Source organism: Kribbella sp. NBC_01505 (assembly GCF_045040285.1).
Lineage (GTDB): Bacteria > Actinomycetota > Actinomycetes > Propionibacteriales > Kribbellaceae > Kribbella.
In genome coordinates, this window is the sequence record NZ_CP109425.1 from 8,405,386 (window position 1) to 8,428,679 (window position 23,294).

Consider the following 23,294-nt stretch of genomic DNA (forward strand, 5'->3'; position numbering starts at 1 on the left):
TACGGACGTTGTCCTGTCATGCAAACCTTGCGCAACTCGTTACTGGCCACCGAATCCGGTGGTGGCGATGCCCTTGATGATCTGGCGCTGGAAGAACAGGAAGACCACCACGAGCGGTAACGCCGCGAGGATCGCCGAGGCCATGTTCTGGGCGTACTGCAGGCCGTACGCGCTCTTCACCGTCTGCAGACCGACCGGCAGCGTCATCAGATCCGCGTCGGTGGTCACGATGAACGGCCACAGGAAGTTGTTCCACGCACCGATGAACACGAAGATCGCGACCGCGGCCAGGATCGGGCGTGACAAGGGCAACACGATCGACCAGAACACCCGCAATCGGTTCGCACCGTCGACCCGCGCGGCGTCCTCGAGCTCGACCGGGATCTGGTCGAAGAAACGTTTGAGGATCAGCACCATCGCCGGTGCGAACGCCTGCGGCAGGATGATGCCCCAGTAGGTGTCGACCAGGTTGAAGGCCAGCATCTGCCGGAACAGCGGCACGATCAGCAACTGCGGTGGAATGATGATCGCCGCGATGATCGCGGCGTACAGCCAGCGCCTGCCACGGAAGGCGACCCGCGAGAACGCATAGCCCGCCAACGCCGAGGTGGCGACGGTGATCAACGTGATCGCGACCGAGGTCAGCAGGCTGTTCCACGCCCAGGCCGGGATGTCGCCGGCCGCGAGAACCTTTCGATACGCGTCGAAACCCAACCCGTCCGGCGGATTCACACTGATCGATGAGGCACCGGCGTCCGCCTCACTCTTCAGTGAGGTCAGCACGGACCAAGCGAACGGGACCAGCCAGGTCGCGGCCAGAAAGGCCAGCACCAGCAGGGCAACCATCCGCGACACACTCCACGGGTTCTCCCCAGGCTTGTGCCCCTGCTTGATCCCTCGCGACAACGTATGCGTACTCATACGGCACTCCTGCGGTTGATCAGTTTGTACTGCGCCAGCGAGGCCAGCACGATGATCGCGAAGAACAGGTACGAGATCGCTGACGAGAAACCGAACCGGTAGCCGGTGAAGCCGGACTCGTAGATGTACTGCACGATCGAGCGGGTCGAACCGGCCGGGCCGCCGTTGGTCAGCATGTAGATCTGGTCGAAGACCTTCAGCGACGCGAGCACCTGCAAGGTCAGGATCAACGTCGTAGTCGGCGCCAGCTGCGGGATCACGATCGAGAACAGCTGCCGCCACTTCCCGGCACCGTCGATCGCGGCCGCCTCGAACTGCTGCTCCGGAATGTTCTGCAACGCGGCCAGGTAGAGCAGGAAGTTGAAGCCGATCGTCCACCACAACGTGGTCACCACGACCGAGATCATCGCGACCTTCGGATCCTGCAGCCACGCCACCGGCCCGATCCCGAACTCGGCCAGTACGCCGTTGATCAGGCCCAGCTTGGGGTTGTACATCCAGGACCAGAACATCACCACGACCGTCGAGGCGAGCAGGTACGGCAGGAAGAACGACAGCCGCCACAGCCAACGACCTGGCAGGCCGAGGTTCACCAGCAACGCGAACGCCAAGGACAGCACGACCAGCGGGATCGTGCTCAGGACCGTGAACCACAAGGTGTTGCCGAGCGATCGCCACATGTCCGGATCGGTCAGCGCCTCGGCATAGTTCGCGAAGCCGAGTAGTTCACCACCGGAACCGGTCAGCGTCTCCCCCGTGAAGCTCAGGTAGAGGCCGTAGATCGCGGGCACCACGAGGAAGAGGGCGAACAGGACGGCGAACGGCGCCGCGAACGCCCAGCCGGTGAGGCTCTCCCCACGGCGGGTCGACATCTTCCCCTCTCCCTTCACAGCCGCTGCCCCTTTCACAGCGGCTGCGGACGGTCGAGCAGCACGTTCAGCCGCTTCACGAAACCTTCGAACCCGGCCGCGGGATCCCCGCTGCCGAGATAGACGTTCTGGACGTTCTCGGCGAAGTACCGGTGGAAGTCACTGCCCGCACCGCCGAACCACGCGTCCGGGTCGTAGTTCACGTACGCCGGGATCCCCGCGTAGTTCGACTGCGGCTTCAGCTCCTGATACTCCGAGGACTGAATCACTGGCTGGTACGCCGGGATGTGGCCGGCGCCGGCCCACTTCACCGAGCGCTTGAGGATCTCGGCGACCAGCTGGTACGTGTGCCGACGCCGTTCCGGATCGACCTTCGACTGCCGCGGCAGCACGAACGTGTGCGAGTCCGCGTATGCCGCGTCGGTGCCGAACAACGTTGGAATGGGGATCGCGTCGAACGGCAGCTTCGCATCCTTGATCGGAGGCAGCTCCCAGACACCACCGAACAGCATCCCGCTCTCACCGTGCAGGAACTCGCTGGTCGCCGTACCGCCGTCTCCGGCTTTCGTGGCGATGGTGTCGTCGAGCAACGACTGCACGAACTTGAGCGCCTTGACCGCGGCGGCCTCGTCGACCTGCGCCTTCTGACCGGGCACGAGCTTCATCTCGGCGTTCTGCTGGCGGTAGAACGTGTAGAACAGCCGCCACATCTGCGAGCCGTCGCCGAGGTAGCCGTACGAGAGGCCGTGCTTGCCGGTGACCTTCTGGAGCTTGCGCGCGACCTCGGTGAATTCCTCGGTGGACTTCAGCGTGTGCAGGTCGTCGGTGACACCGGCCTTCTCGGCGTGCTCGGTGTTGTAGTAGAGCACGAACGGGTGGGTGTCGAGCGCGATCGAGTAGAGCTTCCCGTCGTACAGGCCCTTCTGCCAGACCAGCGGCGGGAAGTCCCGCTCGTGCAGCCCGACCTCGGCGAGCAGGTCGAGGTCCCAGGGCTCCAGCAGCCCGCCGGGCGCGTAGCCGGCGATCCGGGACGCGTGCATGATCGCGAGATCCGGGGCGCGGCCGCCGGCCGAGGCCATCGCCAGCTTGGTGTAGTACGGCGGGCCCCAGGCCAGTACCGTCTGGGTCGCATGGAAGCCGAGGTTCTGGGCATTGACGGCGTCCACCAGGCCGGCCATCACGATCCCGTCTCCACCGGTCATCAGGTGCCAGTAGCTGAGGTCGGCGGCCGACCGGGACGCTCCGGGTGAGCATCCCAGCAGCACGCCGCCACCGGCGATCGCTGCCGCCGTCCCGAGCAACCGGCGCCGGGAGAAATGCTGGTCCAACGCACTCATTCAGGTCTCCTTCACAGGGCACCTGGATGATTACATCGTTGGAATCCGTTGACAAGTGTTTGTGTTTGTTTCTGCCGGAAAGTGTCCGAATCAGCCGGTGGTGGTACTCGCGCGCTCGATGATCCGGTGCGGGACGATCACCCGGCGCGGCGCGGAGTTCCGGTCCGCCATCCGCTCCTCGAGGAGCTCGAGCGCCGCGTCGACGAAAGCCCGGCGGTCGAAGTCGACCGTGGTCAGCGGCGGGATCGTGAACTGGCTGTCCAGCACGTTGTCGAACCCGGCGACCAGCGTCTGAGCCGGTACGACGATGCCCGCGGTCCAGAGCGCGGAGAGCGCGCCCGAGGCGAGGGTGTCGGTGAAGCAGAAGAACGCGTCGGGCAGTTCGTGGTGGGCCAGATACTTGCCGACCACCGTGGCCGCGCCCTCGGGCCGCCACCGGTCCAGGCCGATCTCCAGGGCCGGATCGATCGGGATACCCGCTTCTTCGAGCGCCTGGCGATATCCGGCGGTCCGCAGCCGCGAGGCCGCCGTACCGGGTGCTTGGGCGACGCCACCCAGCACGCCCGCGCCACTGGATCCGCGCGGGATCTCCGGCGTACCGACCGCGGCGATCCGGCGGCAGCCCTTGTCGATCAGGTGCCGGGTCATGTCGCGAGCGGCGGCCACGTTGTCGATCGCGACCTGGCTGACCAGATCCTGGTCCACGTCACCGATCAGGACCAGCGGCGGCAACGGGCCGGCCGAGAGGACGGCGCTGTCGTCGAGGTTCACCGGGTTCAGGATCAGGCCGTCGACCAGGTACGCGCGGGCCTTCGACAGCAGCTCGAACTCACGCTTGGGCTCGGCCGCGGTCTGCTCGATCTGCACGCCCCAGCCGCGCTCGTGGGCGAGCTCGACGACGAGGTGGACGATCTCGGCCGAGTACGGCCGGAGCAGGTCGGGCAGCGCGAGGGCGATCATCCCGGTCCGGCCGTTGCGCAGCCCGCGGGCGCTCATGTTCGGCACGTAGTCGAGCTCGCTCAGCGCCTGCTCCACCCGGGCCCGGGTCTCCGGGCGGACGAACACCACACCGTTGATGACATTGGAGACCGTCTTCGGGGACACCCCGGCCAGTTTCGCGACGTCTTTCACGGTGGCTCGCATGCCGGACATTGTCACATCCTTCACGTCGTGTCGAAACTTCTCGCACCGGTTGAGCGAGGGCGTCGGCGGCAAAGTCTTCAACGGCGGTTCAATGGGAGGATTGAAGGATGCCTGCCACCGAATCGACCGCCCCAGCCGGTCACCCGGCCGCCGACAGCCACGACCTGATCGAGGTCCGCGGGGCCCGCGAGAACAACCTCGCCGGCGTCTCGCTCGACATCCCCAAACGCCGTCTGACCGTGTTCACCGGAGTCTCCGGGTCCGGGAAGTCGTCGCTCGTCTTCGACACCATCGCCGCCGAGTCCCAGCGACTCATCAACGAGACCTACACCGCGTTCGTCCAGAACTTCATGCCGAGTGTCGCCCGCCCGGACGTGGACGCACTCCGCAACCTGTCCGCTGCCATTGTCGTCGATCAGGAGCGGATCGGGGCCAACTCGCGCTCCACGGTCGGCACCGCGACCGACGCCCACACGATGCTGCGGGTCCTCTTCAGCCGCGCCGGTACGCCGTCCATCGGCGGCGCCGGCGCCTTCAGCTTCAACCTCGCCGAGGGGATGTGCCCGGCCTGCGAAGGCCTCGGCCGGACCACCGAACTCGTGGTGGACGAGCTCGTCGACCGCTCGCTCAGCCTGAACCAGGGTGCGATCACGGCACCCGGGTACGGCGTCGAGACCTGGTGGTGGATGGGCTACGCGAGGACCGGGTTGTTCGATCCCGACCTTCCGCTGCGCGACTACTCCCCCGAGGACTGGCAGCGGTTCCTGTACCAGGAGCCGACGAAGGTGAAGGTCGAGAAGCACAGCATGACCTTCGAGGGCCTCGCTGCGAAGATCCGGCGCCAGTACATCGGCAAGGACATCGACGCCATGCAGAGCCAGGCCCGCGCCTTCGCGGAGCGGGCGGTCAGGCAGGACGTCTGCGCCGAATGCGGTGGCGTCCGACTGAACGAGGCCGCCCGCAAGGTCACCGTGGAGGGGCGCACGATCGGTGAGTGCTCGTCGATGCAGATCAGCGACCTGGCCAAGTTCGTGGCCGGGATCGAGCATCCGGGTGTTGGCCCGATGCTCGACGGGTTGCGGCAGACCCTCGACTCGATGGTCACTATCGGGCTGGGCTATCTGAGCCTTGACCGCGAGTCCGGCACGCTCTCCGGTGGCGAGGCGCAGCGGGTGAAGCTCGTCCGGCACCTCGGTTCCAGCCTGAGTGATGTCACCTACGTCTTCGACGAACCGACCGTCGGGCTGCATCCGCACGACATTCAGCGGATGAACGATCTGTTGATCCAGCTCCGCGACAAGGGCAACACCGTTCTGGTCGTCGAGCACAAGCCGGAGACCATCCGGATCGCCGACCATGTGGTCGACCTCGGTCCGGGCGCTGGTCTGTCGGGCGGTCGGCTCTGCTACGCGGGCGATCTCGAGGGGCTGAAGCGGTCCGGCACGTTGACCGGTCGCTATCTCGACCATCGGGTCGCCGTGCGAGACGACGTACGGCGTCCGACCGGGCAGCTCGTCATCGAGAACGCGAACCTGCACAACCTGCGTGACGTCAGTGTCGAGGTCCCGCTGGGCGTGCTGACCGTGGTCACGGGTGTGGCCGGGTCTGGCAAGAGCTCGCTGATCCACGGCTCATTGGCCGGTCGGCCGGGCGTGATCGTGGCGGGACAGGAGCCGATTCGAGGATCCAAGCGGAGCAACCCAGCGACGTACACAGGTCTGCTGGATCCCATCCGGGCCGAGTTCGCGAAGGCGAACGGCGTGAAGCCGGGACTGTTCAGCGCGAACTCGGTTGGCGCCTGCCCGTCCTGCAAGGGCATCGGGCTGGTCTACACCGATCTCGCGATGATGGGCGAGGTCGGTTCGATCTGCGAGGTCTGCAACGGCGCGCGGTTCACCGAGGAGGTGCTCGCGTACAAGCTGCGCGCGAAGAGCATCAGCGAGGTACTGCGGATGACGGTGACCGAGGCCCGGGAGTTCTTCGTGAAGGGACCGGCCCGCAACATCCTGGACCGGCTGTCTACTGTCGGCCTGGGTTACATCGGGCTCGGGCAGCCGCTGACCACGCTATCCGGTGGTGAACGGCAGCGGCTGAAGCTGGCCATCAACATGGGCAAGAGCGGCTCGATCTACATCCTCGACGAGCCGACGACCGGACTGCACCTGGCCGACGTCGACCAACTGCTGTCCATGCTCGACAAGCTGGTCGAGGACGGCAACACGGTGATCGTCATCGAGCATCACCAAGCGGTGATGGCGCACGCCGACTGGCTGATCGACATCGGCCCCGGCGCCGGCCACGACGGCGGTCAGGTCGTCTTCACCGGTACGCCGGCCGACCTCGTCGAAAGCAGCCCGACCCTCACCGCCGAACACCTCCGCGAGTACGTCACGACCGAGTAGGCCAGCTCGACGGTCGTACTGGCTGCCTTTTTGATCAGAGGAAGACGCGGGCGACGTCGAGCCACTGCTCCGCGTCCTCGCCGACCGCCTTCAGGTCGGTCTCACTGCGGGAGCGTCGGAGGGTGACGCGCAGCGCAAAGTCGAGGGCACTCCCCTCGACCCGCTGCTCGGCATCCTCCGGCCCCCAGGTGCCCGCACCCGGACCAGTCAGCTCAACCCGGACCGCCTCGGTCGGGACGGGCAGCCCGCCGGCAACGAACCCGAGCGCCCGCCCAGCCACGCCAAGCGCAGCCACATGCCGCAACGCATCGCTCGGCGGGTGCTCCACGCCGAGCGTGTCGTAGATGTCCTGCCCGTGCGCCCAGGTCTCCATCACCCGCATCGGCGCCATCATCGGAGCAGTCAGATCCGAGCCATACCAGGGAAACGCGTAATCAGCCGGCAGATCCTTCAACACTCCAGCCAGCTCATCCCGCCCCGCCCGCCACTGCTCCAGCAGTGTGTCCCGCGGCAGCGCAGCCCCCGCCTCAGCATCCAGATCCGCCGACCGCCCGATGACCTCAGAGAACCTCTCCGGCGACTTCACCGCCAGCAACGTGTTCCGATCGGCCGCCGCCAGGTGCGCGATCTGATGGGCGACAGTCCACCCCGCCGCCGGCGTCAACTGATCCCAGTCCGCCTCCCCCGCAACCACCTCATCCAGTGCCGCCCCCTCAGCAACCAGATCCCACACCGCCTCATCCCGCTCAGTACCCGTCAACTCAAGCCCGTAATTCAACATCCGTCTCCACCCTCCGCAACACCCGTCCCAAGTCCACGCCCACCCACCCCAAAACGGTTCACCCAGGCGCATTCCGCCCGATTCACGGACGCCCACTGCCGCTCTGTGGCAGCAGAAGTCCGTGAACCGGCAAGCGCGCCCGTTTGCTGCGCCTTTGCGCGGATCTACTGTCACGGAGCGGCAGCAGATCCCCGCACATCTCGCAACCCGCACTTTCAGGCGACCTCAACTCACCGACCGCAACCGAAGCCCGGAAGCTCAGACAACGGACACGCGATCGCCGACCGCACCATCCCCCTCAGCCGGCGCGGCGCCCGCTTGGCGCTTCAGTGAAACGGCCGCCGCGGCGGCCAGCCACCGCGTTCGTGTCCGGCCTGTCCGGTGCGGCGGGAATCGGGGGCACGTTCACTCGCTCCACCGGGGATCTACTGGCACGTAGTTGCTTGTTGCGGTTTGGGGGAGCGGGATCGCGGCAGGTGATCGGTCGTGGCAGGTGATCGGCTGCCGGCCGCATGCCAGCGCGCAGAAACGCGGGTTTGCGGGGATCTGCTGCCACCCAGCGGCAGTAGATCCCCGTGGATCTCGCGATCGGCGTCGTTCAAGCGCCCGCAGCAGCCAAAGGCCGGAGGCTCAGGGCGGCCGAGTCGGCCGCATGCGATCGGCGGGGAACCGGCGCCGTCGTACCGGGAGGTTATTTGAGGGCGGGGGCTACCAGGTTGGCGTATTGGGCTTGGCCGGTGGTGTTGGGGTGGTAGGACTCGCTGACGGGGTTGGAGAGGCCGTTGATCCATTCGGGGTTGCCGCAGACGGAGTGGCCGGTGAAGGCGGCGGTGGGGTTCACGAAGGAGAAGCCGGCGGCGCCGGCGGCGGTGGAGATCTTGGAGTTGAGGAGGTCGGCGGTGGCGTTGAGGCGGGTCATTTCGGCGGGGCTGAAGAAGGTGCCGGCGTTGCAGTCGGTGCCGTTGAAGAGGCGCGGGTAGCCGACGACGATCACTTTGGCCGAGGCGGCGCGGCTGCGGATCGAGCTGTAGAGGCCGTTCAGGCGGCCTGGGATCGCGTTGTTGATGGTGGCTTGGGCGTTGTTGATCGCGGTGTCGCAGTCGCCGAGCCAGGCGGGTTTGGCGCATTCGGTGATCACCGAGGAGAAGCCGGCGTCGTTTCCGCCGACCTGGACGGTGATGCGGTTGGCCGCGCTCGTCACCGCGCTGAGTTGGTTGGCGGTGACGTCGGCGACGCGGGCGCCGGAGCAGGCGACGAATTTCAGGGAGGCGCCGAGCCGGGCGGCGTCGAGGTACGGGTAGGCCTTGGTGGAGCGCTGGCAGTTGCCGCTGTCAGCCATGTAGGTGCGGGTACCGACTCCGGAGGCGTAGGAGTCACCGAGGGCGACGTAGTTGACTGCGGCGTGGGCGATGCCGGGGCTGAGTAGCGTCACGGCGCCGAGGGCCGCGGCGGACAGAACACTGGCGATGGTCTTCATGGGCGGACCGCCTTGTGTGCGAGGGGTGGCGACTGCAGTACTCAAAGTCACGATGGCCGACTCGCGGGTAACAGACAAGGTCTTGGTAAGAAACTGACGGCATATTTCTGGAGTAGGTCAGCGGCCTTCCGGTCCGGGGACCGACAGCGGGTCGAACCCGTACGGCAGCTCCAGCCGGTGCGCGCTCATCAGGTCCGCATCGCCGAGCAGGTCCCGGGTCCGGCCGTCCGCGACGATCCGGCCGCTGTCCATCAGCAGGCTGCGCTCGCACAGCTGCAGCGCGTACGGCAGATCGTGGGTGATCATCAGCAGCGTGACGTCGAGTCCGGTAAGGATGTCGGCGAGCTCACGCCGGCTGGCCGGGTCGAGGTTGCTCGACGGCTCGTCCAGGACCAGTACTTCGGGTCGCATCGCGAGCACGGTCGCGACGGCAACCCGACGCCGTTGCCCGTACGAGAGGTGATGCGGCGCGAGGTCCGCGTGATCCTGCATGCCGACCTGGACCAGGGCTTCGCGCACCCGGTCCTCCAGCTCGGCGCCGCGCAGCCCGAGATTGGCCGGGCCGAAGGCGACGTCGTCGCGCACGGTCGGCATGAACAGCTGGTCATCGGGATCCTGGAAGACCAGCCCGACCTTGCGCCGAATCACCGGCAGATGCTCGCGATGCAGACCGGTCCCGCCGACCTCGATCCGCCCGCTCCCGGAACCGCCCGCGACCGAACCAAGAATCCCGTTCAGATGCAGAACGAGCGTGGTCTTGCCCGCCCCGTTCGGCCCGAGCAACGCGACTCGCTCGCCACGCTCGACGGTGAAGTCCACGCCGTACAGGGCCTGCCGTCCGTCCGGGTACGCGAAGACGAGACGTTCGACATGGATCGCTGGTCCGCTCACAAGCCGACAACCCTAGCGGCCACCGCGACGGCCACCGCAGCCAGGGAGATCGTCAGCCCCTCGACCCACTGGGAGCGACTCGCGCCGACCTCGCTCAGCAGCGGCATCCGGCCGTTGTAACCGCGCGACCGCATGGCGAGGTGCACCCGCTCACCGCGCTCGAAGCTGCGGACGAACAGCGCACCCACTCCCCCGGCGATCGCCTTCAGATGCCCGGCTCGGCCGCCGACGTACCCGCGAGACTCGCGTGCGATCCGCATCCGGTGCAGGTCGTCGGACACGACGTTCAGATAGCGCACCATGAACGACAGAATCGCCACCAACGTCGACGGCAACCGCAGACGCTCAAGCCCGGCAAGCAGTTCGCGCGGCCCGGTAGTAGCCGAGAGCAAGATCGCGGCAATCACCCCGAGCGTGCCTTTGGCCAGCACGTTCCAAGCACCCAGTACGCCGGACTCCGACAACTGCACGCCGAGTACGTCGACGGTCGGCCCGGTCGCGACGAACGGGAGCAGCAGCGCGAATACGATGAACGGCGTCTCCACCGCCAGCCGCCGGGAAACCACCGGCAGTGGCAGCCGAGCCACGATGACCGCGCCGACCAGCAGAGCGGCGTACAGGGCGAAGGCCCAGAAGTGCGCGGCCGGGGTGGAGACGACGGCCAAGACGAAGACGAACAGGGCGACGATCTTGACCTGGGCCGGTATCCGGTGGACCTTGCTGTCCACCGCGACGAGCAGGCCGTCGCCGCTCACGAGGCCTTGCGCAGCGAGGCGAGCTTGGCGATCGCGAGGCCGAGAGCGATCGTGACCAGTACGCCGATGATCCCAGCGAGCGCACCGGACACCTGAGCGTTGCCGATCCCGCTCACGCCGTAATCGGCCAGCGGGCTCCCGGCGACCGCGGAGCCCTTGGCCGCCGACTCGAACCCGAGCTTGGCGCCGACGAACTCGAGCCCATCCGGATGCGCGCTCGCGAACAGACTGACGCCACCGGCAACGACGAGCGTGACGGCGACGGCGATCCCGAGTGAACGACCGGCGGGCTTGGCCGCGATCGGCTTGTCCGGGGACACCGTGGATGTGTTGCCGTCGGCATCGACCAGGACGAGATCCTGCTGCAGGTGCCGAGCGGCGTACACGAGGTCGGGCCGGGTCGCGACGACCGCACCGAGCACGGCGGCCGTGATGACCGCCTCACCGATGCCGACCAGGATGTGCCAGCCGACCATCGCGGTGGCGAGCTTGCCGAGCGGGATGTCGACCGCGCCGCCGATCGCGTACAGGCCGGTGAAGCACAGCGCCGCAACCGGCACCGAGACGAGGGCACCAACGGTGGCCGCCGGTACGACGCTGCCCGTCCGGCGCGGCAGCACCTGCAGCAGCGCGCGAGTGATGAAGTACCCGACCAGGACCGTGACGAGGCCCATCAGCGTGATGTTCGTACCGATCGCGGTCAGCCCGCCGTCCGCGAAGAGCAACCCCTGGACGAGCAGCACCGTCGACATCACCAGTACGGCGGTCCACGGGCCGACGAGCGCGGCTGCCAGCGCACCGCCGAGCAGGTGGCCGCTGGTCCCGGCGCCGACCGGGAAGTTCACCATCTGTACGGCGAACACGAAGGCCGCCGTCAGCCCGGCCAGCGCGGGACCCGTCTCACGGATCTCCCGGTTCGCGCGCTGGAGGCTGAAGCCGACCGCACCGGCCGCGATCAGGCCGGTGGCGATGGACGTCGGGGCGTCGAAGAAGCCATCAGGAACATGCACGCGGACATTCTTGATCCTGTTGCGACCGGATCGCAACAGCGCCCGTCACAATTGACTCAGAACAAATCTTTGAGCGCATCACCGATCGCCCGGTGGAACGTCGGGTATGCGTAGATGACCTGTTGCAGAGAGTGCACAGGTACGGCGGCGTGCACCGCGATCGCGAGGGCGCTCAGCACCTCACCACCGGTCGGCCCAGCGCTCGTCGCACCGACCAGTACGCCGCGATCCGTGTCGACGACGAGCTTGATGAAGCCCTCGTTGCCGGCCTTGTGGATCCAGCCGCGCGACGAGGACGGGATCTGCGTCACGCCGGTCGCGATGTTCAGACCGTGCTCCCGGGCCTGCTTCTCGGTCAGCCCGACCGCACCGATCTCCGGATCGGTGAAGGTGACCCGCGGCATCGCGTGGTACCGCGCCAGCGGCGCGTCCTGCGTGCCCAGGATGTCGTGTACGGCGATGTTCGCCTGGTACATGGCCGTGTGGGTGAACGCACCGACCCCGGTCACGTCACCGACCGCCCAGACGCCGTCGGCGGCCCGGACGTGCTCGTCCACCTCGATCCGGCGGGCATCCGCGTCGAGCCCGACCTGGTCAAGCCCGAGGCCCTTGATGTCGACCCGACGACCGGTTGCCACCAGCAACTTCTCTGCCGAGACCGAACGGCCGTCATCCAGCGTGACGGTGAAGCTGTTGCCGTCGTGCGCGACCTTCGACGCGTGCACGCCGGTGTTGACGGTCACGCCGTCCCGCTCGAGCGCCTCGCGGGCCAGGTCGCCGGACTCCGGCTCCTCCATCGACAGGATCCGCTCCGCGCCCTCGACCACGGTCACCGCGACACCGAAGCGCGCGAAAACCTGGGTGAGCTCGACACCGATCGCGCCGCCGCCGAGCACGATCAGCGACGCCGGCAGCGTCTCGACCCGGACCGCGTCCTGGTTCGTCCAGAACGGCGTACCCGCGAGGCCGTCGATCGGCGGCACCAGCGGCACCGTGCCGGTCGCGACGATGATGCCCTTCGACGCCTCGAACTCTCGGTCGCCCGCCTTCACGCTGCGCGGCCCGGTGATCGTCGCGTGCTCGCGGACGAACGTGACGCCCTTCTTGACCAGCCGGTCGACCGCTACCTGGTCGTTCCAGTTGTCGGTCGCCTCGTCGCGGATGCGCTTGGCCACGGGCGCCCAGTCCGGCTGCACCGTCGCCGTACCGGCCATGCCGTCGACCCGGCGGGTCTCGGCGATCAGGTTCGCGGCGCGGATCATCATCTTGCTCGGGATGCACCCGTAGTACGGGCACTCACCGCCGACGAGCCGCGGCTCGATCCCCACCACGTTCAGCCCCGCCTCGGCCAGCCGCCCGGCGGCCTCCTCGCCGCCCACACCCAGCCCGATCACGACCACGTCAACCTGTTCAGCCATGGCGCCAATCTCTCAGACCCCATCCCCCCGACCAAGCCCCACCCCGGCGCGTCATCAGCCGGTAAGGCGTCGGCGACGGTACTCCCCCGGAGCCACGCCGTACGCACGCTTGAACGCCTTCGCCAGCGCGAACTCGGTCCCGTATCCGGTCCGCGCCGCGATCGCGCGCAGCGGCGCATCGGAATCGTGCAACCGGCGAGCCGCCAGCGTCATCCGCCACCAGGTCAGGTAGCCCAGCGGCGTCCGCCCAACCGCGCTGTTGAACCGCTTGGCGAAGGTCGCGCGCGACATCCCGGACAGCCCAGCAAGCTCGGCGACGGTCCACGGGTGCTCAGGCGTGCCGTGGATGCCGTGGAGTGCGGCCATCAGCCCCGGGTCTGCCAGCACGGTCGCCCAGCCTTGGGTGGATCGCTCGTCGTCGAACCAGGCGCGCAGCACGAACAGCAAGAGCATGTCGACCAGCCCGGACAAGATCGCGGACGTACCCGCGCGCGGATCGCTGAGCTCTGCGGCCAGCAGCTCGATCGCCGCGGCCAGAGCCGGTTGCCGGCCGGACAGATGCACAACGTCGGGCAGCTCCTCGAGCAGCGGGTGACTGCTCGACCGGTCGAAGTAGTAGGCCGCGCACAGCAGCTGGATCGGCGCGTCCTGATCCGTGACCGCGTCGGCCGGTACGGCGGTGTCGAACCGGAACTCGGTCAGCGGACTGTCCGGATGATCGGCCAACGCGTAGCCCGCGCCGTGCGGGACGAACACCACATCACCCACGCTCAGCCGGATCGGCTCGCCGCGCGCGGGAAGCAGCCAGCAGGAGCCCTTGAGCAGCACATGGCACCCGGCTCCAGCACCCGCCGGAAAGCGAATCCCCCACGGCGCCTGCTCCTGGGTGTGCGAAGCGTGCGGACGGCCGGTGCGGAGGGCAGTCAGTACGTCGCTGAGTACGTCCACCACGCCAGCATGCCAGACGCTCGGACATGGTGCCGAGCGTCGCGGCCATGTCCCAGAGCGCTGCCGTCTTCGTAGGTTCGAGTTCCAACAACCTTTCGGGAGATGCAGATGACCTTCTCTGCCGTGGTCGGCGCCGGAGCAACCGGCCTGGCCTTGGCCCGGCTGCTCGCGGACAGCGGCGAGCGCGTCCGGCTCATCACGCGCAGCGGCTCCGGACCCGAGCACGCCGGGATCGAACGGGTCGCCGCCGATGCCACCGTTCTCGACCGGCTCAGCGAGCTGGTTCAAGGCGCGACCACGCTCTACAACTGCGCGATGCCGCCGTACAACCGCTGGCCCACCGACTGGCCACCGCTCGCGGCCGCCCTGCTCGGCGCGGCTGAACGCACTGGCACGGACTACGTGATGCTCGGGAATGTCTACGGCTATGGACCGGTCGACGGACCGATGACCGAGGATCACCCGTTGGCGCCGACCACGGTGAAGGGCTCGGTCCGGGCGCAGATGTGGCTGGACGCGTCGGCGAGCGGCGTCCGGGTCACCGAGGTTCGGGCCAGCGACTTCCTCGGCGCGGGCGCGATGTCGGCGTACAACCTGCTGGTCCCGCCTGCCGTCCTGGCGGGGTTCGCGGCTGCCTATCCCGGCGATCTCGACGTCGAACACAGTTGGACGTACGTCGTCGATGCCGCGCGCACGATGATCGCGGCCGCTCGGCATCCTGGTGCGTGGGGACGCGGGTGGCACGTCCCGTCCACCTCGACGCTCCCGGTCCGCGCGCTGACCACGGCATTGGCCGCGGCCGCTCGGGCGCCGTACCCGCAACTCGCTGCGATGCCGGTGGCAGAGCTGGAGCGGGACCCCATCATGGCGGAGCTGATCGAGATGCAGTACCTCACCCGGCGGCCGCTGCTACTCGACTCCACTCACACCTCAGACGTCCTCGGCGTCACCGCAACGCCCCTCGAGGCGGTGCTCACCGAGACGGTCACCGGACGGTAAGCGGGCGTTCACCGCGACGGACTAGCGTCCTGCACTCATCGAAGTGGGGGCACGTTGTTCGACTTCTCTGGTTTCGCGTCCGTCAATCTCGAAACCGTCATCGCTGCCATCGCCCTGATCGGTACGGCGGTCGCCTGGCTGGTCGACCGCTACCTGCTCCGCCGCAAGCGTCTCGTCTACCGCGTCCAGGTCGACGCGCGGATCGGCGTCTACCCGCGGGCCGACCAGACCCAGCGGATGGTGGACGTCGAGGTCCGCCACCAGGGCGCGGTGGTACCCGATCCGAGCATCGTGCTGCTCCGGCTGGACAACGCCGGCGGGATGGACATCGATCCGCACGACATGCACGAGAAGGTCGCCTTCGCGTTCCCCGATCGCAAGATCGTCGGGCTGAAGGTGACCGAGGCCTACCCGCAGTCGCTGGGCGAGATGCTCGAACGGCGGCTGGCACCGGCGAACTTCGTCGACACCAGCAAACTCGTCCTGCCGCGGATCGCGATCAACCGCGGCGACCACTTCAAGTTCCTGCTCGTGCTGTCCGGTACCGGAACCGGCGTCAGCCACTCGGGCTACCTGGCCGGCGGCTCGACCGGTGGCGGGGTCTATCACGAACCACGCCCGCGCGGCCCGGGTCGTCGTACGTTGCTGTTCGGCGCGCTGTCGCTCGTCCTGGTCGGAGCACTGGTCGCGTTCTTCCTCGTCGACGTGCTGAAGCCGCCGGACGACTGCTCGTCGGGCCAGCTCCGGGTGATCGGCTCGACCGCAGTGGAGCCGACCATGCGCGAACTGCGGACCGCGTACGCGACCGAGTGCACCAGCGCCGACGTCGTGATCGCCGCGAACGGAAGCCGCAGCGGCGTCCGTGCGCTGGCCGAGCTCGGGCCCAAGGACGCTGCCCAGGCGGCCAAGCAGATCGCCATGTCGGACGGTCCCGCCGAGGGCGCACCCGAGCTCGTCGGTACGCCGGTCGCGGTGGTCGTGTTCGCGGTGACCGTGAACCGGGCGGCCGACGTCAACGCGCTGACCACGACGCAACTGCGCGACATCTACAGCGGCAGGTCGACCAACTGGAAACAGGTCGGCGGCAGCGATCTCCCGATCCGGATGGTCAGCCGGGTCGGACCCGACTCCGGTTCGCGCCGGGTGTTCCGCGAGAAGGTACTCGCCGGTGACCAGGAGCTCGGTATCTCCTCCGACAACTGCGCCCGCGACGACGACGCGGTGGCGAAGTACCACCGCTGCGAGGTCGGTACGACGGAGGAGCTGCTCACCCGCGTCAACGAGATCGACGGCGCGATCGGGTACGCCGAGCTCGGGAGCGCGCGGAGGTTCGCGCAGGTCTCGACCGTGACGATCGACAAGGTCGCCCCGGACACCGCGAGGGTGGCGGACCGGTCGTACCGGTTCTGGGAGGTCGAGCACGCCTACACCTACAAGGCTCCCGAGCCCAAGTCGCTCACATCGGCCTTCCTCGACTACCTCGGGTCGGCCAAGGCCCGGCCGGTCCTCGAACGCGGCGGTCTCGTCCCCTGCGGCGATCTGCCGACGGGGTTCTGCGGTTAGTGTCTTGCGATGATCGTCATCGCACACCTGAGCGACCCTCATCTGGACGGCACCGACGTTGCCCGTGACCGCTTGCGGCGCATCACGTCGTACCTGAAGGCGTTCCGTACGCCGGTGGACGTCGTACTGGTCAGTGGGGATCTGACTGACCATGGTCTCGCGGCCGAGTACGACGAGCTGGCGGCTGAGCTGCCGGCCGACGTACCGGTGCTGGTGATTCCCGGCAACCACGACGTGAGCGCACCGCTGCGGGCGGGGCTCGCGGACTTCCTGGACTCCCCCGGCGAGGCGCACCCGATCCATCAGGTGCGTGAGGTTGCCGGTGCGCGGTTCGTGCTGCTCGACACGAGCGTGCCTGGTGAGGACTACGGGCTGCTCACGGGCGGGACGCTGACCTGGCTGCACGGCGTACTGCAACAGCCGTTCGACGGGCCGGTGTTCGTGGCGATGCACCATCCGCCGCTCGACATGCACCACCCGGTCATGGACCAGTGGCCGCTGCGCGCTCAGGAGGCGCTCGCGGCCGTGCTGACCGGCAAACCCATCACCGCGATCCTGACCGGGCATGTGCACAACGCGATCGTCACGTCCTTTGCCGGTCATCAGGTGCTGGGCGCTCCCGGCATTCGCTCGACCATCCCGCTCCCGTTCGAGCCGCCTGTCCCCAACAGGGGCATGCTCGATCCCAAGGCCGGCCCTGGCCTGGCTCTGCACATCCACTACCCCAGCGAGCCCTTGCAGACGCTCTACCGCTTCCCCTGAGGCCTCAGTGCGGCTGGGCGACGGCTTGCAACTGCGGCAGCAGGAGGGCCGCCTGCTTCGCGCGGGCGGAGGTACCGAACAGCTCACGCGCCAGCATGACCAGCGAGATCGGGAACAGGACGATCGCCACCAGGATCACGAAGACGGCGGCGAGGCTGTCCAGAGGCGAGTCGTTGCTGCGGGCGTCGCCGCTGCTCGGCGAGGAGAAGTTCAGGCTGTCGCGCTTGCCCGTCTCGAGGAGACAGCGAAACTTCTCCTTGTACGGACGCACCGTCGTCTTGGTCCCGTCGGCGAACCGGAGCCTGATGCGGCTGCGGATGAAGGCGCCACGGGACACCTTCGTCACCGCGGGCAGTTGACGCCATGGACGATCGGGGCGCTCGAGGACCGCGACGCCCGACTGGTTCACGTGCAGTCCGGTGACGGTTTTGTTCATCAGGACCATCGTCACGCCCGGCGGGAGGGGAGCCTCGCACGCGGCGCGGATCTCGTCGACCGTGTGTTGCGGCAAGGGCTCGGCTTGTTTCTTCGCCACGCTGTCCCTCCGAGGCTGAGAACGGAAGGTCAGCGTAGTGGTCACGCCGTCATGAGAACAGCCGCCGCAGACCCAGGGTCCACGGCGGCTGCAGGGGTGCGATCAGAAGTTGATCATGTGGCCTTCGAGGCCGTGGAAGGCTTCCTGGAGGGCCTCGGACAGGGTCGGGTGGGCGTGCACGTTGCGGGCCAGTTCCTTGGTGGTGAGGTCCCACTTCTGGGCGAGGGTGAGCTCGGGGAGGAGCTCGGTGACCTCGGGGCCGATCAGGTGCGCGCCGAGCAGCTCGCCGTACTTGGCGTCGCTGATGACCTTCACGAAGCCGTTCGGGTCGTTGAGGCCGTGGGCCTTGCCGTTGGCGGTGAAGGGGAACTTGGCGACCTTCACCTCGTGGCCGAGCTTCTTCGCCTCTTCCTCGGTGTAGCCGAAGCTGGCGATCTGCGGCTGGCAGAAGGTGGCCCGCGGGATCATGGCGTAGTCGAGCTCCATGGTCTCGTGGCCGGCGATCGTTTCGGCCGCGATCACGCCCATCGCCTCGGCGGCGTGCGCGAGCATCAGCTTCGCGGTGACGTCACCGATGGCGAAGATGTTCGGCACGTTGGTCTTGCACAGACCGTCGATGGCGATCGCGCCGCGCTCGGTGAGCTGGACGCCGGTCTTGTCCAGGCCGTAGCCGTCGACGCGCGGCTGGAAGCCGATCGCCTGCATGACCTTGTCGGCCTCGATGACCTTGGACGCGCCGTCCTTGCCGGTCACCGTCACCTTGACCGTGGAGCCGGACTCGTCGATCGAGTCGACCCTGGTGCCGGTGAGGACGTCGACGCCGAGCTTCTTGTAGGCGCGGGCGAGCTCCTTGGAGACGTCCGGGTCCTCGAGCGGGACCATCCGGTCCAGGAACTCGACGATGGTGACCTTCACGCCGTAGTTGGCCAGCACATAGGCGAACTCGACACCGATCGCGCCGGCGCCGGCGATGACGATCGAGCCGGGCAGCTCCTCGGTGAGGATCTGCTCCTCGTAGGTGACCACGCGGTCGGACAGCTGGGTGCCCGGCAGCAGCTTGGTGGTGGCTCCGGTGGCGATGATGCAGCTGCCGAAGGTGACGGTCTCCGACGAGCCGTCGTTCAGCGTCACGTCGAGGGTGTTCGCGTCGGTGAACGCGCCCCACCCGTCGAACTCGGTGATGCTGTTCTTCTTCATCAGGAAGTGGACGCCCTTGACCCGGCCGTCGGCGACCTTGCGGCTGCGCTGGACGGCGGTCGGGAAGTCGAAGCTGACCTCGCCGCTGATGCCGAAGGTCTTCGCCTCCGTCCGGAAGATGTGCGCGAGCTCCGCGTTCCGCAGCAGCGCCTTGGACGGGATACAGCCCACGTTCAGGCAGACACCGCCCCAGTACTTCTTCTCGATGATGGCGGTCTTGAGCCCGAGCTGAGCCGCGCGGATCGCCGCGACATACCCACCCGGACCTGCGCCGAGGACAACAACGTCAAAGTGCGAGGCCATACTCCAGACTTTAGTCGGTGACGCCCGTCACGTGACGATCGGGCAGCTTTCTTCCGTCCGGACCGTTCCCGGCCTACGCTGGGGGCGCGCGGGGGCACGTCCTGCTTGCGCGCGTGAGGCAAGACGACAATGGGGAGCCTGATGGTTCTGGGGAACCGTCGGGGGCTGCGGTTCGCGGCGCTCGGCACGGTGCTGGCAGTGATGGCCCTGCCCGCGTACGCCGGCACGCCCACTCCACCGCCTCCCGCCTCGGTCACGGACGTGAAGCGGTCGCTCGAGCAGCTCCAGGCCGAGGCCGCCGTACTGCAGGCCGACTTCGCCAAGGCGACCATCGCCTACACCAACGCGCTCAAGAGCGCCGAGACCGCCGAGGCCGCCGCCAAGAAGGCCGAGACCTCGGCGAGCACCGTCACCGCCTCGGCCGACGAGGAACGGCGCAAGCTCGGCGTGATCACCGCGCAGGCCTACCAGATGGGCATCCCGACCCAGCTGGGCGCCGAGTCGATCCTGTGGTCACTGGCCCCGGTCGCGGAGAACCTGCAGGAGATCGCCGACCGCCAGACCGCGATCCAGCAGCTCGGCACCACGCAGACCGCGCAGTACAACAAGGCAATGAACGCCGGAGCCGTGGCCGACAAGGCCAAGACGGAGGCGGACGCCAAGCGCGCGGCGGCCAAGGCAGCCGCAGCGCGTGCGCAGCAGCTCGGCAACGAGGTGAAGCAGAAGGCCGCCGACGCGGCGTCCCGCGCGATCGACCAGCTTCCGGAGCTCGACGGTGCCTCGGAGCTGTCCAAGCAGCTCCAGCTCGCGCGCAACCAGCAGGCGCTGCTGCGCTGGCAGGCCTACCTCACCGAGCTGACCACGGCGAAGGTGACGCTGCCGCCTGCCGCGACGATCAAGAACCCCGCTGCCCTCCCGGCCGGCCTCGGCCAGCTCGTCGCCGGTGGTCAGCCGGTGCCCGGTGCGGCCACGGTGACGGTCGCCGGCAAGACCCTTCGGGTGCTCTCGGCCGAGACGATCCGCGCGGTCAACCAGGCGTTCAATCTGGTCGGCCGCGCGTACGCGATCGACGCCACCGGCCCGGATCAGTACGGCTGCCTCGGCGCCACCACCGCCGCGTGGGCGCCGTACGCGAAACTTCCGAACACGATCAGCAAGGTCTACCCCGGCTACCAGCAGGTCCCGCCGGACCAGATCCAGCCCGGCGACATCATGCTGATGGGCAGCCGGTCGCTCGGCCTGGTCCACATCGGCGTCGCTCTCGACAACGACGAGATGATCGCGTCCGACGAGGCGAAGGGTTCGGTTGTCGTCACGCCGGTCCCGGACAACCTCTGGGCCGCGCTCCGCCCGACTCTCGGCGCTCCCACCAAGGCCCAGGTCTCCCCGACGGCAGGCTCCGGCGCGGTCAACTTCCGCTGCGGCAACACCGGAGTCTCGTCGTACAACGTCGGCACCGGCGCCTGGACGTGGCCGCTGGCCGACGGCACCTACGAGATCGGTACGCCGTTCGGCCAGTCCGGCTCGATGTGGTCGACCGGGTTCCACACCGGCCAGGACTTCCCGGCCGCCATCGGTACGCCGGTCCGCGCGGTCACGGCGGGCACGGTCCGGGTCGAACACCCGAGCTGGGCCGGCAACCTGATCCGGATCGATCACGGCAACGGCTTCGAAACCCTCTACGCGCACCTGAGCCAGGTGAACGTGACCGACGGCCAGCAGGTCGTCGCCGGGCAGCGCATCGGCGCGGTCGGCACCGAAGGCAACTCGACCGGCCCGCACCTGCACTTCGAGGTCCGGATCGGCGGCGACCCGGTCAACCCGATGCCGTTCCTGGCCACCGGGTCCGCGACCACCGGCTGGGGCGGCTACAGCAACGGCATGATCCCGTCCAGCAAGCTGTGTGCGATCGGCAGCGGTCACATGCTGCGCTGCGACGCGGCGGCGGCCTATCTCCAGCTCGCGGGCTCCTTCAAGAAGGCCTTCGGCAAGAACCTCTGCATCACCGACTCCTACCGCTCCTACCAGGCACAGGTCAGCCTGTACTCGCGGAAGCCGTCCCTGGCTGCCCTTCCGGGCACGTCGAACCACGGCTGGGGTGTCGCGGTCGACCTGTGCGGCGGCATCGACAAGTACAACACCGCGCAGTACAGCTGGATGAAGTCGCACGCGCCCGCGTTCGGCTGGATCCACCCGGACTGGGCCGAGCAGGGCAGCAACCGCGAAGAGCCCTGGCACTGGGAGTTCGGCCGCGCCAACCGCTCCTGATTCGTCAGGTGTATTTCCGGGATTTCGGCCGGGGCAGGACGTAGGGTGGTGCCGTGGCCGAGCACGATAGTCCCGACCGCACTGATCACAACATCACCTTGGACGCTGAAGACGACCGGTGGGAGTGGCGGCGCCGGATCCGGGCGAATCCGAAGAAGCACCTGATCTATCGCATCGTGGTCGGCGTGGTGGGTGGTGTGCTGATCATCGCGGCGCCGCTGACCGGCTGGCTGCCGGGCCCTGGCGGCATCCCGTTGTTCATCGCGGGTCTCGCCGTCCTGGCCAGCGAGTTCGAGTGGGCGCAACGCCTGCTCTACAAGGTCAAGGACTGGGTCAAGCAGCTGACGGCCTGGACGGGCAAGCAGCCCGCCTGGCTGAAGACGCTCGGCACGATCGCGCTGTTCTGCTGCGTGCTGATCGCGATCTGGCTCTACATGGCCGTGCTCGGCGTCCCCGGCTGGCTGCCCGATTCCTGGGAGTCATTCCTGCACAAGCTGCCCCTCCTGCACTGAGTAGTCCGGCAGGTCGACCAGCGTGCTCATCTTCTGCGCCAGCTTGAGCATCATGCCCAGGCCGACCCGGTTGCCAAGCATCAGTTTCCGTACGGCGAGGCCGAACCTGCTCGGCGGCGCCATGAACCGGCCGGCCTGGCTGCCGTCCTGCGTCGTCGAGACCGCCTTCCGCATCACCGACTCGTACCGTTCGAACGCAGTCCCGTAGTCGCTGCCGGCCCGGCCCAACTCCCCCGCCAGCACGTACGCGCCGACCACGGCCGACCCGGTGCCGAGCGCTCCGAAGGTTGCGCCGTACCCGGCGTCACCGAGGAGCACGATCCGGCCGGTCGACCACCGGTCCACGTGCACGCGGCTGATCGAGTCGAAGTACAACTCCGTTGCCGACGGCAACTCTTTGAGCAGTTCGGGCACCCGCCAGCCGAGACCGCTGAACTGATCGCGGATGATCGCCTTCTGCTCGTCGAGGTCGCGCCGGTTGTAGGTCAGCACAGGTGACTTGAAGACGAACAGAGTCGACGCCAGCGCCGGGTCCCGCTGGTCGACGCTGACGCTGGCCAGCTTCCCGGGCACGTTGTAGAGCAGTGTGTCCTCGACGGCACCCAGCGTGTTCGGGACCTCCCAGCCGGCCACGTAGTAGTCGAGATGGCGCTCGGTCACCCGTTCGGCCGACCACGCGAGCCGGCGCACCACCGAATGCATGCCATCGGCACCGATCACCAGGTCGTACGTCTCCGCGACACCGCTCTCGAAGGTCACATCCACCCCGGTCGCCGTCTCCTGCAGGCTCGCGATCGAGTCACCGAACCGGTACGTCGCCGCGCCCCGACCGTGGTCGTACAGCACCTGGGACAGGTCGGAGCGCAGCACCTCCAGCTCGCCGCCCGCGAACTCCGCGGGCAGCCGCATCACGGGCTTGCCCGACGCGTTGACGAACTGCCACGCATTACCGCCGGTCTGCCGTGCCCGCAGATCGGCGAGCACCCCCATCCGCTCCAGCACGGTCAGGAACACCTCACCCCGGAAGTCCACGGCGTACCCGCCCTGGCGTAGTCCCGGCGCGATCTCCACCACCGTCACCTCGTGTCCCGCGCGACCCAGCCACAGCGCCACCGACGGCCCCGCCACGCTTGCCCCCGACACCAGAATCTTCATCGCTCCCGCTCCTCACCCTTAACTGTGTCCGGCGGACACAATAATGTG

20 protein-coding genes are annotated in these 23,294 nt (G+C 68.0%); 6 read left to right on the plus strand and 14 right to left on the minus strand.

Annotated features, from left to right (window positions below; genetic code table 11):
- Positions 1-39: 39 nt before the first annotated feature.
- From OG474_RS39580 to OG474_RS39595, 4 genes are all read right to left on the minus strand, one after another.
- Complete coding sequence (locus tag OG474_RS39580) at positions 40-921, minus strand: carbohydrate ABC transporter permease (protein ID WP_405058792.1); 882 nt, start codon at positions 919-921, stop codon at positions 40-42.
- The gene (locus OG474_RS39585) at positions 918-1,793 is read right to left on the minus strand and encodes a carbohydrate ABC transporter permease (protein WP_405058793.1); all 876 of its coding nucleotides are present in this window, start codon (positions 1,791-1,793) and stop codon (positions 918-920) included. Before OG474_RS39585 ends, OG474_RS39580 begins: the two co-directional genes overlap by 4 nt.
- Positions 1,794-1,825: 32 nt before the next feature.
- Positions 1,826-3,127, minus strand: coding sequence for an extracellular solute-binding protein (locus tag OG474_RS39590; RefSeq protein WP_405058794.1), 1,302 nt, complete (start codon positions 3,125-3,127; stop codon positions 1,826-1,828).
- A 90-nt stretch (positions 3,128-3,217) separates the two neighbouring features.
- The gene (locus OG474_RS39595; protein WP_405058795.1) at positions 3,218-4,270 is read right to left on the minus strand and encodes a LacI family DNA-binding transcriptional regulator; all 1,053 of its coding nucleotides are present in this window, start codon (positions 4,268-4,270) and stop codon (positions 3,218-3,220) included.
- 107 nt (positions 4,271-4,377) lie between these two features.
- Here OG474_RS39595 and OG474_RS39600 point away from each other — a divergent pair, with 107 nt between their 5' ends.
- Positions 4,378-6,672, plus strand: coding sequence for an ATP-binding cassette domain-containing protein (locus tag OG474_RS39600; protein WP_405058796.1), 2,295 nt, complete (start codon positions 4,378-4,380; stop codon positions 6,670-6,672).
- A 34-nt stretch (positions 6,673-6,706) separates the two neighbouring features.
- On the opposite strand, the gene OG474_RS39605 is transcribed toward OG474_RS39600, so the two are convergent.
- From OG474_RS39605 to OG474_RS39635, 7 genes are all read right to left on the minus strand, one after another.
- Entirely contained in the window at positions 6,707-7,453 is a 747-nt protein-coding gene (locus OG474_RS39605) for a maleylpyruvate isomerase family mycothiol-dependent enzyme (RefSeq protein ID WP_405058797.1), read from the minus strand.
- A gap of 691 nt (positions 7,454-8,144) precedes the next feature.
- Positions 8,145-8,930 (minus strand): SGNH/GDSL hydrolase family protein, encoded by a 786-nt coding sequence (locus tag OG474_RS39610; RefSeq protein WP_405058798.1) that lies wholly within the window; start codon positions 8,928-8,930, stop codon positions 8,145-8,147.
- 117 nt (positions 8,931-9,047) lie between these two features.
- On the minus strand, positions 9,048-9,821 hold the full coding sequence (locus OG474_RS39615) for an energy-coupling factor ABC transporter ATP-binding protein (protein WP_405058799.1): 774 nt from the start codon (positions 9,819-9,821) through the stop codon (positions 9,048-9,050).
- Positions 9,818-10,576: a cobalt ECF transporter T component CbiQ gene (gene cbiQ / locus OG474_RS39620; RefSeq protein WP_405058800.1), complete on the minus strand. Its 759-nt coding sequence runs from the start codon at positions 10,574-10,576 to the stop codon at positions 9,818-9,820. Before cbiQ ends, OG474_RS39615 begins: the two co-directional genes overlap by 4 nt.
- Entirely contained in the window at positions 10,573-11,586 is a 1,014-nt protein-coding gene (locus OG474_RS39625; protein ID WP_405058801.1) for an energy-coupling factor ABC transporter permease, read from the minus strand. Before OG474_RS39625 ends, cbiQ begins: the two co-directional genes overlap by 4 nt.
- A gap of 56 nt (positions 11,587-11,642) precedes the next feature.
- Complete coding sequence (locus OG474_RS39630; protein ID WP_405058802.1) at positions 11,643-13,004, minus strand: dihydrolipoyl dehydrogenase family protein; 1,362 nt, start codon at positions 13,002-13,004, stop codon at positions 11,643-11,645.
- A 54-nt stretch (positions 13,005-13,058) separates the two neighbouring features.
- A complete protein-coding gene (locus tag OG474_RS39635; RefSeq protein WP_405058803.1) occupies positions 13,059-13,952 on the minus strand; it encodes an AraC family transcriptional regulator in 894 nt (297 codons plus the stop codon).
- Positions 13,953-14,060: 108 nt separating this feature from the next.
- Here OG474_RS39635 and OG474_RS39640 point away from each other — a divergent pair, with 108 nt between their 5' ends.
- The 3 genes from OG474_RS39640 to OG474_RS39650 are packed head-to-tail and all read left to right on the plus strand — an operon-like array spanning position 14,061 to position 17,276.
- Positions 14,061-14,951: an NAD-dependent epimerase/dehydratase family protein gene (locus tag OG474_RS39640; protein WP_405058804.1), complete on the plus strand. Its 891-nt coding sequence runs from the start codon at positions 14,061-14,063 to the stop codon at positions 14,949-14,951.
- 54 nt (positions 14,952-15,005) lie between these two features.
- Positions 15,006-16,514, plus strand: coding sequence for a PstS family phosphate ABC transporter substrate-binding protein (locus tag OG474_RS39645; RefSeq protein WP_405058805.1), 1,509 nt, complete (start codon positions 15,006-15,008; stop codon positions 16,512-16,514).
- Between the two features lie 9 nt (positions 16,515-16,523).
- The gene (locus tag OG474_RS39650; RefSeq protein ID WP_405058806.1) at positions 16,524-17,276 is read left to right on the plus strand and encodes a metallophosphoesterase; all 753 of its coding nucleotides are present in this window, start codon (positions 16,524-16,526) and stop codon (positions 17,274-17,276) included.
- A 4-nt stretch (positions 17,277-17,280) separates the two neighbouring features.
- Here the strand turns inward: OG474_RS39650 and OG474_RS39655 are convergent, their stop codons facing one another.
- Both OG474_RS39655 and lpdA read right to left on the minus strand, forming a co-directional pair.
- Positions 17,281-17,811, minus strand: coding sequence for a hypothetical protein (locus tag OG474_RS39655; RefSeq protein WP_405058807.1), 531 nt, complete (start codon positions 17,809-17,811; stop codon positions 17,281-17,283).
- A gap of 102 nt (positions 17,812-17,913) precedes the next feature.
- Positions 17,914-19,311, minus strand: a complete 1,398-nt coding sequence (gene lpdA / locus OG474_RS39660; RefSeq protein ID WP_405058808.1) for a dihydrolipoyl dehydrogenase — start codon at positions 19,309-19,311, stop codon at positions 17,914-17,916.
- Between the two features lie 141 nt (positions 19,312-19,452).
- Here lpdA and OG474_RS39665 point away from each other — a divergent pair, with 141 nt between their 5' ends.
- Together OG474_RS39665 and OG474_RS39670 are read left to right on the plus strand one after the other, a co-directional pair.
- Positions 19,453-21,579 carry a peptidoglycan DD-metalloendopeptidase family protein gene (locus OG474_RS39665; RefSeq protein ID WP_405058809.1) on the plus strand — a complete coding sequence of 709 codons (2,127 nt, stop codon included), beginning with the start codon at positions 19,453-19,455 and terminating at the stop codon, positions 21,577-21,579.
- 53 nt (positions 21,580-21,632) lie between these two features.
- Positions 21,633-22,091: a PGPGW domain-containing protein gene (locus tag OG474_RS39670; protein WP_405058810.1), complete on the plus strand. Its 459-nt coding sequence runs from the start codon at positions 21,633-21,635 to the stop codon at positions 22,089-22,091.
- Here OG474_RS39670 and OG474_RS39675 read toward each other — a convergent pair.
- Positions 22,059-23,246 carry an FAD-dependent monooxygenase gene (locus OG474_RS39675; protein ID WP_405058811.1) on the minus strand — a complete coding sequence of 396 codons (1,188 nt, stop codon included), beginning with the start codon at positions 23,244-23,246 and terminating at the stop codon, positions 22,059-22,061. The two genes, OG474_RS39670 and OG474_RS39675, sit on opposite strands and share 33 nt — an antisense overlap.
- Positions 23,247-23,294 lie beyond the last annotated feature (48 nt).

Coding starts and splice junctions, on each gene's coding strand:
- OG474_RS39630 (WP_405058802.1), bottom strand. CDS start 13,004: ATGGCTGAACAGGTTGACGTGGTCGTGATCGGGCTGGGTGTGGGCGGC.
- OG474_RS39610 (WP_405058798.1), bottom strand. CDS start 8,930: ATGAAGACCATCGCCAGTGTTCTGTCCGCCGCGGCCCTCGGCGCCGTG.
- OG474_RS39665 (WP_405058809.1), top strand. CDS start 19,453: ATGGTTCTGGGGAACCGTCGGGGGCTGCGGTTCGCGGCGCTCGGCACG.
- lpdA (WP_405058808.1), bottom strand. CDS start 19,311: ATGGCCTCGCACTTTGACGTTGTTGTCCTCGGCGCAGGTCCGGGTGGG.
- OG474_RS39585 (WP_405058793.1), bottom strand. CDS start 1,793: ATGTCGACCCGCCGTGGGGAGAGCCTCACCGGCTGGGCGTTCGCGGCG.
- OG474_RS39650 (WP_405058806.1), top strand. CDS start 16,524: ATGATCGTCATCGCACACCTGAGCGACCCTCATCTGGACGGCACCGAC.
- OG474_RS39595 (WP_405058795.1), bottom strand. CDS start 4,270: ATGCGAGCCACCGTGAAAGACGTCGCGAAACTGGCCGGGGTGTCCCCG.
- OG474_RS39640 (WP_405058804.1), top strand. CDS start 14,061: ATGACCTTCTCTGCCGTGGTCGGCGCCGGAGCAACCGGCCTGGCCTTG.
- OG474_RS39605 (WP_405058797.1), bottom strand. CDS start 7,453: ATGTTGAATTACGGGCTTGAGTTGACGGGTACTGAGCGGGATGAGGCG.
- OG474_RS39675 (WP_405058811.1), bottom strand. CDS start 23,246: ATGAAGATTCTGGTGTCGGGGGCAAGCGTGGCGGGGCCGTCGGTGGCG.
- OG474_RS39580 (WP_405058792.1), bottom strand. CDS start 921: ATGAGTACGCATACGTTGTCGCGAGGGATCAAGCAGGGGCACAAGCCT.
- OG474_RS39600 (WP_405058796.1), top strand. CDS start 4,378: ATGCCTGCCACCGAATCGACCGCCCCAGCCGGTCACCCGGCCGCCGAC.
- OG474_RS39590 (WP_405058794.1), bottom strand. CDS start 3,127: ATGAGTGCGTTGGACCAGCATTTCTCCCGGCGCCGGTTGCTCGGGACG.